Below are 12,906 nucleotides of genomic sequence, written 5' to 3' on the forward strand. Positions count from 1 at the left end.
ATGATCCGCGGTGATCCAATCCACCCACGGTCATCACCATGCCCCACGACAACATCCGCCCCAGCGCCCAGTTCAACGACGAAGACTCCAACCGCAGCGGCAACCCCACCTTTGACGAGGTGCTCGCCACCCGCCTGAGCCGCCGCGGCCTGCTGCGCGGTGGCATGGGCGTGGCGGGCGCCACCGCCCTTGGCGGCGCTGCAGCGCTCGCCGGTTGCGCCACCGCCTCCCAGGCGCCCTTGCCCGCAGCGGTCAACGTCCTGGGGTTCACGCCCGTGGCCAAGAGCCTGGCCGACGTGGTGATGATCCCGCCCGGCTACTCCGCCCAGGTCATCTACGCGCTGGGCGATCCGCTCACCGCCACCACGCCCGCCTACCGGAACGACGGCACCGACACCGACTTCGGCAACCGCGCCGGCGACCACCATGACGGCATGGAGTGGTTCGGCCTGGACGCCCAGGGCAGGCCTTCTGACAGCGCCACGGCGCGCGGCCTCCTGGTCATCAACCACGAGGCCACGACCGACGAGAAGCTCAGCTCCTTCTTCATCCACCCCACGGGCGGCACGGCCACCCTGCCGCGCCCGGCGGCCGAAGTGGACAAGGAACTCATGATCCACGGCCTGGCGGTGGTGGAAGTGGAAGGCCGCGGCAGGCAGTGGGCCTACAAACCCGCCTCGCCACTCAACCGGCGCGTCACCACCATGACGGAAGCCGCCATCCACGGCCCCGCACGCGGCAGCGAGCACCTGGTGACGAAGTACAGCGGCGACGCCACGAAATGCCGCGGCACGCTCAACAACTGCGGCACCGGCAAGACGCCGTGGGGCACCTTCGTCTCCGGCGAGGAAAACTGGTACGGCTATTTCTTTCGCGACGCGAAGGACGACGACGCGCGCAAGAAGGACAAGCAGGTGCAGGCCCTCAACCGCTACGGCCGCAAGGCCGGTGCGGCCAGCCGCCATGGCTGGGAAAGCGGCGGCTCGGCCGACACCTATGCGCGCTGGAACAACAGCGCCATCGGTGCCAGCGCGAAGGACGACTTCCGCAACGAGATGAACAGCTTCGGCTACATCGTCGAGATCGACCCCTACGACAAGTCGCAGGCGCTGCGCAAGCGCACCGCGCTGGGCCGCCTGGGCCACGAGAACGCCACCTTCGCGCGCGCCGTGGCCGGCCAGCCGGTGGTCGCCTACATGGGCGACGACGCGCGCGGCGAGTACATCTACAAGTTCGTCTCCGCCGCCAAGTGGGACCCGGCCGACGCCCGGCCCGCGAACCGCCTGGGCGCTGGCGATAAGTACCTCGACAAGGGCACGCTGTACGTCGCGCGCTTCAAGGCCGACGGCAGCGGCGAATGGCTGGAGCTGTCCATGAACAACCCGGTGATCGCCGGCAGTTCGTACTTCGAGTTCAAGAACGAGGCCGACATCGCCGTCTTCACCCGCCTGGCCGCCGACGCGGTGGGCGCCACCAAGATGGACCGCCCTGAATGGGGTGGCGTGAATCCGAAAAACGGCGAGGTCTACATCACGCTCACCAACAACAGCGCGCGCACGCCCGCCACCGCCGATGCCGCCAACCCGCGCGCCTACGCCGACATGAAGGGCAGCAAGGAGCAGAAGGGCAACGTCAACGGCCACATCGTGCGCCTGGCCGAAAAGCAGCCCGCCGACGCCGCCTTCCTGTGGGACATCTACCTGTTCGCCGCCCAGGCCGACGCCGACAAGGCCACGGTGAACCTGTCCAGCCTGAGCGACGAGAACGACCTGTCCTCACCCGATGGCCTGGTGTTCAGCAAAGCCACCGGCGTGTGCTGGATCCAGACCGACGACGGCGCCTACACCGACACGACCAACTGCATGCTGCTCGCCGCCCTGCCCGGCCAGCGTGGTGACGGTGGCAGCAAGACCTTGAAGCACGGCGAACGCAGCGTGACCACGCACGCGGGCAAGCCGCAGACGTCGGCCACGCTCAAGCGTTTCCTCGTGGGTCCCAAGGGCGCCGAAATCACCGGCATCACCGAAACGCCGGACGGCCGCGCGATCTTCGTGAACATCCAGCACGCGGGCGAGAACACGAAGATGAGCGACGTGAACGACCCCTCGAAATACGAGAGCCAGTGGCCAGCCAACGCGGGCTACGGCGCTGGCAAGCGCCCGCGCTCGGCCACCATCGTGGTCACGAAAAACGATGGCGGCGTGATCGGGAGCTGACCCGGCACCCGGACCCCGCCGGCGCGTCCATTTCAACGCCGGTCGGCGCGCCCGCGACCCTTGGGTGGCGGGCTTGCGCGGGCCACGTGCTTCGCCGCAACGGCGGCAATCGACTCGCGCAGCCAGCCTTGCGCCGCGTCGGCGTCGTTTCGGGCATGCCACGCCATGGTGAGTTCCAGCTCGGGCACGTCGAAAGGCAATTCGAACATCCGCAGGGGAAAGATCTCGACCAGGCTGCGCGCCAGCCGCTCGGGCGTCGTCAGCACCAGCCGGGCGCGCGCCGCCGTGGCGGCGGCGGCCAGCACATGCGGCGTGAACACGGCCACCGTGCGCGCCAGGCCCATGCTGCCTAGCGCTTCGTCGGCGCTGCCCGCGAACACGCCGCGGTAAGAGATCTGCACATGGCGCGCGGCCAGGTAGCGCTCCAGTGTCATGGCGCCCCGCATGGATTTCGGGGCCAGGCAGACATGGCGATCCCGGATCAGATGCCGCTCGTGAATGCCCGCCTTGTGCGCGAGCCGGAATGAAATCGCCATGTCGATCTGCCCGGTCGACAGCTCGTCCGACACCGTCTCCGAGGACATGTCCCGGCTCAGGATGCACAGACCCGGCGCGTGCACACGCAGGTACTCGAGCAGGTAAGGCAGCAGCAGGAAATCGGCGTAGTCGCTCATGCCGATGCGCACCTGCCCCTGCAACTGCATCGGATCAAAACTGCGTGCGCTTTGCAGCATCCGTTCGACGCCACCCAGCACATCCGACAACGGCGCCTCCAGGCGCAGTGCCAGCGGCGTCGGGCGCATGACGCTGCCTTCGCGCTCCAGCAGCGCATCGCCGAACACATCGCGGGCGCGCGCCAGCGCATGGCTCACCGCCGGCTGGCTCAGGTTCAACCGTGCAGCGGCGCGCGAGACGCTGCGCTCCCTGAGCAAGACATCCAGCACGGTCATCAGGTTGAGGTCGAATCGGTTTGAATTCATGGCACGAATCGGCAGCATTAATCGAATTCATTTTACTTATTGCAGGGAGATGCCTAAATTCATCGCACCCAGTGGCACCGGTATCTGAGCCCGACCCGCCCGACAACAAGGAGAGACAAACCGATGATCAAGGCCTCGGACACCATCGAAGGCAGCGGCCACCCGCTGGCCTTCCGGCTGGGCCACGGAGGACAACGCGCACGCCTGTTCGGCACGGACGCCGGAGCCGCCGTGCTGCGGGTCGAGGCCCGCGCCATGGGCGGCCATCAAAAGGAAGCCGTGGTCACCGAGGGCGAGGAAGGCGGCGCATGGCGCATGGTGAGTGATGAAGGACCGATTCTGGGCGGCTCCGATTTGGCACCGGCCCCGCTGAGCTTCTTCTGCGCTGGCCTGCAAGCCGACCTGATGGGCCGCATTCAGGCACTCGCGCGGCACCACGATGTGCATGTCGACGCGGTGTCGAGCACGGTCGAGAACCATTTCGCGTTCACCGGTTCATTCGTCAGCGGGACCGGCCAGGGTTCAACGCAGCCAGCGGTCATTGCCGTCTCGGTCCACGCGTCGGCACCGTGGGAGCGCGTGGGCCGCCTGGTGCGCGCCGCGGTGGAGGCTTCGCCGGCCGTCGCGGGTTTGCGCGCACCGCTGTCCAACACGTTCGCGCTGTACGTCAACGGCCGCCGCAGCGCCGTTCACGGCGTGCACGCCTCGCGCGAGCCGGATGCGGTCGACCCTTTCGTCTCGCACGCCAGACGCCCTGCCCCGCTGCCCGGAGCGGTCCCTCCGCAGGCGCTGATACGCCGCCTGAAAGACAGCGATGTAAAGCCAGGGGTGCTGCCGGCATCGGGCGGCAACGCGAGCATCGTGGTGCATGGCCAAGGCCAGACCCTCATGCCCGAAGGCGCCATGGCCGTGGAGTCGCGGCTGCACAAGCCGCCCGGCAGCTCCTTCGCGCTGACGACGGACGAGCGCGCCTCGGGCGAACAGGCGCCTTGCGGCCTGGCGCTGCTGTCCGCGGGCATTTCGTTCTGCTACCTCACCCAGCTGCTGCGCTACGTGCAGCACCGCAAATACGACGTGCGGGCGATCCGCCTCGTCCAGAACAGCCCGTACGCGCTGGAGGGCAGCGCCGCACAGGACACGCTGCGCGGTCGCGCAGGACCGGTGGACACCCACCTGTTCCTGCAGGGCACGGCGCCCGACGACACCATGCAGGAGCTGCTGCTCTACAGCGCCAGAACCTGCTTCCTCCACGCCGCGCTGGGCAGCGCCTTCGAACCCCTGGTGACGCTGTCGCTCAACGGTGGGCACAGCGCGCCGGTTCCACTTTCCCCGTAAGCAAGAACCTCAGACTGGAGACACCATGCAGATACAAAAATGCGTACTCACCCTGGTTGCGGCGCTGGGCCTGTGCGGTTGGGCCCACGCGCAGGACTACCCTGCCAAGCCGGTGAAAGTGGTCATGCCGTTTCCCGCCGGTGGCGGCTTCGACATCGTTGCGCGCATCGTGGCCAAGGGCCTGAGCGAGCAGACGGGCCAACCGTTCGTGGTGGAGAACAGGCCCGGGGCGGGCGGCACCATCGGCGCCGATGTCGTCGCCCGATCGGCCCCCGATGGCTACACGCTCGGCTTTCTCACATCGGGGCCGCTGGCGAACAACAAGCTGCTCTACAAGAACATGCCCTACGACGCCGACAAGGCGTTCGCGCCCATCGTGCTGGTGGGCGAGATTCCGCTGGTTTTCGTGGCGCATCCGGGCGTGCCCGTGAAGAACCTGACCGAGTACATCCAGTACGCGCGCAGCAACCCGGGCAAGGGGACCGTGGGCCATGCGGGCAACGGCACCATCGGTCACCTGGCGCTCGAACTGCTGAAGTTCGAGGCGAAAGCAAACGTGCTCTCCGTGGCCTACAAGGGCGAGGCGCCGGCCCTGGCCGATGTGCTCGGCGGGGCCATCCAGGCCGCGTCCGCGCCGATCGCGGCGTTCGTGCCGCACATCCAGGCGGGCAGGCTGACGCCGCTGGCCATCGCCGCCGGCGCGCGCTTCCCGGCTCTGCCCCAGGTCGCCACGGCGCGCGAACAGGGGTTCGATGTCGAAGCGTCGGTGTGGGCCGCCGTGGTGGCACCGGCCGGAACGCCCGGACCGATCCTCAACAGGCTCAACCGCGAGGTCAACGCGGTTCTGGCTTCGCAGGAGGTGCGCGACAAGCTGCAGCAACTCGGTGTGGTCGCGATCGGTGGCGCCGCCAGCCGGGTCACGGAACGCACAAGCACCGACACCACGAAATGGAAGCGCGTCATCGAAGCCGCGAACATCACGATCGAATGAACAGACCCATCCCGCTCACCGTCAACGGTCGCGCGCACGAGATCGACTGCGCGCCCGCCACCCCGCTGCTCGACGTGCTCCGTGGCCCCCTGCAACTGCGTGGAACGCGCCACGGTTGTGGTCTCGAACAATGTGGCGCGTGCCGGGTGCTGATCGACGGCGCACCGGCGTTCGCCTGCACGCGTGAGATCGGCACGCTGATCGACCGCGCCGTCCTGACGGTGGAATCGCTCGGCACGGTCGACAAGCCGCATCCGATCCAGCAGGCGTTCCTGGACGAACAGGCGGGCCAGTGCGGCTATTGCCTTTCGGGCATCCTGATGACCACCAAGGCGCTGCTCGATCGCAACCCCACGCCCACCCGCGAGGACGTGGTCGCCGCGCTGGATGCGCACCTGTGCCGCTGCGGCACCCACGGGCGCATCGTGCGCGCCGTGCTTCGGGCGGCGGCCAGGCTTCGCGAGGCAGCGGCGGCATGAGCGGGCTCTCCATCAGCCTCAAGGACAACCCGAGACTCGACCAATGGCTGCGCTTTCAGGACGACAGGACCGTGCGCATTGCCACCGGCAAGGTCGAGCTCGGGCAGGGCATCCTGACGGCGCTGGCGCAGATCGCCGCCGAGGAGCTGGATGTGGACGTCGCCCAGGTCCGGGTCCTGTCCGGCCACAGCGCCGAAGGGCCCGGCGAGGGCTACACCGCCTCCAGCTGGTCGATCGAACATTCGGGCGCCGCAATCCGCCAGGTGACGGCGCAGGTGCGCGCGATGGCACTGAACCACGCCGCCGCGCGCCTCCGGGTCGATGCCAGCGCGCTGTGTCTGGACCGTGGCCAGATCCTGCTGCGCGGCGCGCCCAGCGGGCTGGACTACTGGAACCTCGCGCACGAACTGGACCTCGGCGTCGAGGCGACCGGCAACGCCACAACCAAGCCGGCGTCCAGCCACCGCATCGTGGGCACGAGCACGCCGCGCATCGACCTGCCCGTCAAGCTCTGCGGAGGCGGCTTCATCCAGGACATGGCGCCGCCGGGCATGCTGCATGCGCGCGTCCTCAGGCAACCCGTGCGCGGCGCGCGCCTGGTGTCGCTGGACGAGGCGGCGGTCCGGCGCAAGGTCGGCTCGGCCTTCCAGCTGGTCAGGGTGGCCAACTTCGTGGCCTGCGTCGGCCGCGATGAGGCCACCGTGAAAGCGGCTGCCAACGCGGCGGGCGACGTGGCGGTGTGGGACAAGGCACCCTCACCCGCCATGGCGCAAAGCGCCGCGGACTGGATCGCGGCCCAGCCTTCGCACGACCGCATCTTCGGTCCGGCGTTCACCCACGCGGGACCAGCGCGCATCTCGGCGCGCTTCACGCGGCCTTTTCTCTCGCACGGTTCGCTCGCCCCGTCCTGCGCGCTCGCGCTGTTCCAGGACGGCCGCCTGAGCGTCTGGTCGCATGCGCAGGGCATGCATCCGCTGCGCGACAACATCGCCAGGACGCTCGACCTGCCCGCGGCGCAGGTGGTGTGCCACCACGTGCATGGGGCGGGTTGCTATGGCCACAACGGTGCCGACGATGCCGCGCTGGACGCCGCCATCGTCGCCCAGCAGCTTCCCGGCCAGGTCATCCGCGTGAGCTGGTCGCGCGCGGACGAATTCGCCTTTGAACCCCTGTCCTCGGCCATGGCGGTCACCGTGCATGCGGTGGTGGACAGCGACGGACTGCCCACGGACTGGACCACCGAGATCTGGAGCGCGGCACACGGGCAGCGTCCTGGTGTGGGGGGCGCTTATTTGCTGGCCGCCGACGCCCTGCCCCAACCACCGCCGCCGCGCAAGCCGTTCGACATCCCCGAAGACCGCGGCGGCGGTGCCACGCGCAACGGCCTGCCGCTCTACGACATTCCCGACAAGCGCATCGATTTCCATCTGATCCACGACATTCCCGTGCGCACCTCATCGCTGCGGGGCCTGGGCGCCACGCTCAACGTCTTCGCCATCGAAGGGCTGATCGACGAGCTGGCGGAACGCGCCGGCCAGGACCCACTGGCCTACCGCATGGCCCTGCTGGGCGATCCGCGCGCGCGCCGGGTGCTGGAGAAAGCCACGGCCCTGGCGGACTGGCCGCACCGCGGCGCCGGCGGCGAAGGCAAGGGCCTGGGGCTGGGTCTCGCCCGGTACAAGAACACATCGGCGTATGCAGCGGTGGTGGCCGAGGTGGAGGTCGAGGAAGCGGTGCGTGTCGGCCGGATCTGGTGCGCCGTCGATGCCGGCCTGGTGATCAATCCGGACGGCGTGATCAACCAGGTCGAGGGCAACATCGTCCAGGCGATCAGCTGGACGCTGATCGAGGAGGTGCGCCTGGGCACGCGTGGCGTCGAGTCCGTCGACTGGGAAAGCTATCCCGTGATCCGGTTCCGGGATGTGCCGGAGATCAGCGTCGAGTTGATGCCTGCGGGTGAATACCCCTCACTCGGCGTGGGCGAATGCGCGGGCGGGCCGACGGCGGCCGCCATTGGCAACGCCGTGGCGCATGCGCTGGGCCAGCGCGTGCACGACATGCCCATGACGCGGGAACGCGTTTTCGCATCGCTGATCGCATGACACACTTCCGCCACCCCACACCGATCGCATCACACCGCTGAAGCATCGCACTGCCCCAGGAGACCGACACCATGACGAATGCGAACCCGGCCAGCGTGCCCACCCTGTTCTACAGCCCGAATGCCTGCTCACTCGCATCGCACATCGCCCTGGAAGAGACCGGCACGCCCTATCGCGCGGTCGAAACCCTGCTGTCCGCCAAGGCGCACCTGACGCCCGAGTACCTGGCGATCAACCCGAGGGGCAAGGTTCCCGCGCTCATCGTCGAACAGGGTGTGATCACCGAGAACACGGCCATCCTGACGTACATCGCCACGACGCACCCCCAGGCCGGGTTGTTGCCCACCGACGCGTTCCAGCAGGCCTTGTGCATCGCCCAGATGGCGTGGTTCTCCAACACACCGCACATCTATCAGCGCGCGAAGTTCAGGCCCTACTACTTTGCCGATGACGAGAGCCTGCACCCCGGCATACGGGCCAAGGCCGAAGCCTCGTTCTGGAAATCCCTGCAGGAGATCGATGGCCTGCTGGCCGGGCGCCGATGGATGATGGGCGACGGCTACACCGTGGTCGACCCCTACGCACTCGTGTTCTACGGCTGGGGTGTGAGCAACCGCATGCCGATGGAAGAACTGAAGGACTACACGCGCCACAAAAACCAGATGCTGCAGCGGCCGGCGGTGAAGACCGTACTCGAGCGCGAGAAAAATCCACACATCCGCTGAGCGCGGCGTGCCGTGCCGGGCTCAGACGATCGGCGTGAGCTTGGCCACGCTCAGCGCCAGCCACTTGGTGCCGTGCCGCGTGAAGCTGACCTGCGCACGCGCGTCGTCGCCCACGCCCTCCACCGCCAGCACCTTGCCCTCGCCGAACTTGTTGTGGAACACGGCCAGGCCGGCGTGGATGTCGGTGCCGCGGTCGGGCTCGGGTGCGGTCTGGCCCAGGCCCTTGGGGTCACCGCGCTCCCTGAAGCCGGGTGACCATGACGGTTGCAGCGCGGCGGGCGCGCCGTGGCCGCCGCGCCGCCCGTTCTGCCACTGGCCGCCGCCGCCGCCAGCGGGTGCGCTCCATGCGGGTTGCTGCGGCGTGAGCCACTTCAGGCAAGCCTCGGGCAGTTCGTCGAAGAAGCGGCTCTTCAAGTTGTAGCGCGTCTGGCCGTGCAGCATGCGCGTCTGTGAGTGGCTCAGGTAGAGCCGCTTGCGCGCGCGCGTGATCGCCACGTACATCAGGCGCCGCTCTTCTTCCAGGCTGGCCCGGTCGCTCATTGAGTTCTCGTGCGGGAACAGCCCCTCCTCCATGCCGGTGATGAACACGCAGTCGAACTCCAGCCCCTTGGCCGCGTGCACCGTCATGAGCTGCACCGCGTCCTGCCCCGCCTGGGCCTGGTTGTCGCCCGACTCGAGCGCGGCGTGCGTGAGGAAGGCCGCCAGGGGGCTGAGGGTTTCGCCGGTTTCGGCATCCGGCGCCAGCGGTTCGTCCAGCACCGGCAGGTTCGGGTCCAGCCCCTGGCTCGCCGGGCTTTGCGTCAGCGGCTTGCCCAGCTCGTCCACCGGCAGCGTCACCGCATCGCGCCCGAAGCCCTCGATGCTCACGAAGCTCTCGGCCGCGTTGACCAGTTCCTCCAGGTTCTCCACGCGGTCCTGCCCCTCGCGCTCGGCGCGGTAGTGCTCGATCAGCCCGCTGTGCGCGAGCACCAGTTCGATGATCTCGCGCAGCGTGCTGCCCTCGGTCTGCTCGCGCACGATGTCGAGCTTGGCCACAAAGGCCCCGATGGCCACGCCGGCGCGGCCGGTGACCGCGCTGACCGCGTCGTGCAGCGAGCAGCCGGATGCGCGCGCCACGTCCTGCAGCTGTTCGATGCTGCGCGCGCCAATGCCACGCGGCGGGAAGTTCACCACGCGCAGGAAGCTGGTGTCGTCGTGCGGGTTCTCCAGCAGGCGCAGGTAGGCCAGCGCGTGCTTGATTTCGGCGCGCTCGAAGAAGCGCAGGCCCCCGTACACGCGGTACGGCATGCCGGCGTTGAACAGCGCGGTTTCCACCACGCGGCTTTGCGCGTTGCTGCGGTAGAGCACCGCCATTTCGCTGCGCGGCACATCCTCGCGCGCGAGCTGTTTCATCTCGTCAACCATCCACTGCGCCTCGGCGAAGTCGCTGGTGGCCTCGAACACGCGCACCGGCTCGCCCGCGCCCGCATCGGTGCGCAGGTTCTTGCCAAGGCGGCTCGTGTTGTGGCTGATGAGCTGGTTGGCCGAGTCGAGGATGTTGCTTGCGCTGCGGTAGTTCTGCTCGAGCTTGATCTGGTGGCGAACGCTGAATTCGCGCACGAAGTCGGCCATGTTGCCCACGCGCGCGCCGCGAAAGGCGTAGATGCTCTGGTCGTCGTCGCCCACGGCGAACACCGCGTTGCCCGCGCCCGGCAGGCCTTCGAGCGGTGGCGTGCTGAACATCTTGATCCACGCGTACTGCAGGCGGTTGGTGTCCTGGAACTCGTCGATAAGGATGTGGCGGAAGCGCCGCTGGTAGTGCTCGCGCACCGGATCGTTGTCGCGCAGCACCTCGTAGCTGCGCAGCATGAGTTCGCCGAAGTCCACCACGCCCTCGCGCTGGCATTGCTCCTCATAGAGCGCATACAGCTCGACCTTCTTGAGCGTCTCGGCGTCGCGCGCGACCACATCGCGCGGGCGCTGGCCGTCTTCCTTGCAGCCGCTGATGAAGTACTGCACCTGCTTCGGCGGGTAGCGCTCGTCGTCGACGTTGAACTGCTTGCACAGGCGCTTGATGGCCGAGAGCTGGTCCTGCGTGTCCAGGATCTGGAAGGTGGCGGGCAGGTTGGCCAGCTTGTGGTGCGCGCGCAGGAAGCGGTTGCACAAGCCGTGGAAGGTGCCGATCCACATGCCGCGCACGTTCACCGGCAGCATGCTGGAGAGGCGCGTCATCATCTCCCGGGCCGCCTTGTTGGTGAAGGTCACGGCCAGGATGCCCCCGGGCGTGACCTGCCCGGTCTGCAGCAGCCAGGCGATGCGCGTGGTGAGCACCCGCGTCTTGCCCGAACCGGCCCCCGCCAGGATGAGTGCATGCTCGGGCGGCAGCGCCACGGCGGCGGCCTGCTCGGCATTGAGGCCCGCGAGCAGCGGGGAGGACGGGGCAACAGGGTCTTCAAACAGCATGGAGCGATTGTAGGAAGCGGCTCGATCAGCGACCGCCCATACGGCAATCCGTATACACCTCATACCCGAAGGGCAAGCGCGGCAGGTTTCCCGCGCGCGTGCGGGGCGCCTACAATCGGGCACCGGGCCCAAGCTTCTTGCGCCCGGTTTTTTGTTGGCGCTCGCCGCCAGCAAAGCCGGCCAGACCAAGCGCTCTCTTCGTTCTTCAACGACTTTTCTGGAGCCTGGTTCTCAAATGGAAATATTCGACTACGACAACGTCCTGCTGCTGCCGCGCAAGTGCCGCGTGGAGAGCCGTTCGGAATGCGACGCCGGCGTGGAGCTGGGCGGGCGCACGTTCCGCCTGCCAGTGGTGCCGGCCAACATGAAGACGGTGGTGGACGTGCCGATCTGCACCTGGCTGGCGCGCAACGGCTACTTCTATGTCATGCACCGCTTCGACCTGGACAACGTGCAGTTCGTGCGCGACATGCACGCCGCGGGCGTGTTCGCCTCGATCTCGCTGGGCGTGAAGGCGCCCGACTACGCCACCGTGGACACGCTGGCGGCCGAAGGCCTGGTGCCCGAGTACATCACCATCGACATCGCGCACGGCCATGCCGACAGCGTGAAGAACATGATTGGCCACATCAAGCAGAAGCTGCCGGCGTCGTTCGTGATTGCGGGCAATGTGGCCACACCCGAGGCGGTGATCGACCTGGAGAACTGGGGCGCGGACGCGACCAAGGTGGGCGTGGGTCCGGGCAAGGTCTGCATCACCAAGCTCAAGACGGGTTTTGGCACCGGCGGCTGGCAGCTCAGCGCGCTCAAGTGGTGCGCGCGCGTGGCCACCAAGCCCATCATTGCGGACGGCGGCATCCGCAGCCACGGCGACATTGCCAAGAGCGTGCGCTTCGGAGCGACCATGGTGATGATCGGTTCGCTGTTCGCGGGACATGAGGAGTCGCCAGGCGAGACAGTGGTGGTGGCCGGCGAGCGCTTCAAGGAGTACTACGGCTCGGCGAGCGACTTCAACAAGGGCGAGTACCGGCACGTCGAGGGCAAGCGCATCCTGGAGCCGATCAAGGGCACGCTGGCGGAGACGTTGGTCGAGATGGAGCAGGACGTGCAGAGCTCGATCAGCTACGCGGGCGGCACGAAGCTGATGGACATCCGCAAGGTGAACTACGTGATCCTCGGTGGGGACAACGCGGGTGAACATCTGCTGATGTGACGTCCCTCGGGGCTTGGGTATTTCGCGCCACCACTTCGCGGGCTCGGGAGCGCTTGGCGCTCTGTTCCGCTCATGTCCCCCGGACCGGCTGCGCCGGTCCTCCTCCTTGACTTCGCTCCACAGAACGCCAAGCGCCCCCGAGCCTGGGGCGGCGCAGGCACACCCATAGACTGAGTGCCAACGAGGTCATCGGCGACCGGGGTGACCGGCGCAGCGAAGTCAAGGAGGAGAGGCGGCGCAGCCGCCTCGGGGGACATGAGCGGAGCCGGTCACCCCGGTCGCCGATGACCGGAGCCGCCGGTGACAAAACACAGACCGACAGCAGCGACCCCACCATCCCGTGCAAGCGCGACCTCGGATCGTCCAGCGCATCCACGAAACTGTAGAGGTTCAGCCCGGGCAGGGCTTCGCACACCGGCACCA

9 protein-coding genes are annotated in these 12,906 nt (G+C 68.0%); 7 read left to right on the forward strand and 2 right to left on the reverse strand.

The features are described from left to right. Positions 1 to 38 precede the first annotated feature (38 nt). Positions 39 to 2,216 (forward strand): PhoX family protein, encoded by a 2,178-nt coding sequence (locus AB7P10_RS14790; protein WP_428294611.1) that lies wholly within the window; start codon positions 39 to 41, stop codon positions 2,214 to 2,216. Positions 2,217 to 2,248: 32 nt separating this feature from the next. On the opposite strand, the gene AB7P10_RS14795 is transcribed toward AB7P10_RS14790, so the two are convergent. Further along, on the reverse strand, positions 2,249 to 3,196 hold the full coding sequence (locus AB7P10_RS14795) for a LysR family transcriptional regulator (RefSeq protein ID WP_428294612.1): 948 nt from the start codon (positions 3,194 to 3,196) through the stop codon (positions 2,249 to 2,251). A gap of 123 nt (positions 3,197 to 3,319) precedes the next feature. On the opposite strand from AB7P10_RS14795, the gene AB7P10_RS14800 reads away from it, so the two are divergent. The 5 genes from AB7P10_RS14800 to AB7P10_RS14820 all read left to right on the forward strand — a co-directional run bounded on the left by AB7P10_RS14800 (position 3,320) and on the right by AB7P10_RS14820 (position 8,828). After that, positions 3,320 to 4,531 carry a hypothetical protein gene (locus tag AB7P10_RS14800; RefSeq protein WP_428294613.1) on the forward strand — a complete coding sequence of 404 codons (1,212 nt, stop codon included), beginning with the start codon at positions 3,320 to 3,322 and terminating at the stop codon, positions 4,529 to 4,531. Positions 4,532 to 4,556: 25 nt separating this feature from the next. Then, positions 4,557 to 5,522, forward strand: a complete 966-nt coding sequence (locus tag AB7P10_RS14805; protein ID WP_428294614.1) for a Bug family tripartite tricarboxylate transporter substrate binding protein — start codon at positions 4,557 to 4,559, stop codon at positions 5,520 to 5,522. After that, on the forward strand, positions 5,519 to 6,001 hold the full coding sequence (locus AB7P10_RS14810) for a (2Fe-2S)-binding protein (RefSeq protein ID WP_428294615.1): 483 nt from the start codon (positions 5,519 to 5,521) through the stop codon (positions 5,999 to 6,001). The genes AB7P10_RS14805 and AB7P10_RS14810 overlap by 4 nt, the downstream gene beginning before the upstream one ends. Continuing rightward, on the forward strand, positions 5,998 to 8,103 hold the full coding sequence (locus AB7P10_RS14815; protein ID WP_428294616.1) for a molybdopterin cofactor-binding domain-containing protein: 2,106 nt from the start codon (positions 5,998 to 6,000) through the stop codon (positions 8,101 to 8,103). Before AB7P10_RS14810 ends, AB7P10_RS14815 begins: the two co-directional genes overlap by 4 nt. 71 nt (positions 8,104 to 8,174) lie before the next feature. Then, entirely contained in the window at positions 8,175 to 8,828 is a 654-nt protein-coding gene (locus tag AB7P10_RS14820; RefSeq protein WP_428294617.1) for a glutathione S-transferase family protein, read from the forward strand. Between the two features lie 21 nt (positions 8,829 to 8,849). Here the strand turns inward: AB7P10_RS14820 and AB7P10_RS14825 are convergent, their stop codons facing one another. After that, complete coding sequence (locus AB7P10_RS14825) at positions 8,850 to 11,270, reverse strand: UvrD-helicase domain-containing protein (protein WP_428294618.1); 2,421 nt, start codon at positions 11,268 to 11,270, stop codon at positions 8,850 to 8,852. 235 nt (positions 11,271 to 11,505) lie between these two features. Between AB7P10_RS14825 and AB7P10_RS14830 the strand changes: the two genes are divergently transcribed. Further along, positions 11,506 to 12,483: a GMP reductase gene (locus tag AB7P10_RS14830; protein WP_428294619.1), complete on the forward strand. Its 978-nt coding sequence runs from the start codon at positions 11,506 to 11,508 to the stop codon at positions 12,481 to 12,483. The last annotated feature ends 423 nt before the right edge of the window (positions 12,484 to 12,906 follow it).

Origin of the sequence: Hydrogenophaga sp. (assembly GCF_050182545.1) — a bacterium.
Taxonomy (GTDB): domain Bacteria; phylum Pseudomonadota; class Gammaproteobacteria; order Burkholderiales; family Burkholderiaceae_C; genus Hydrogenophaga.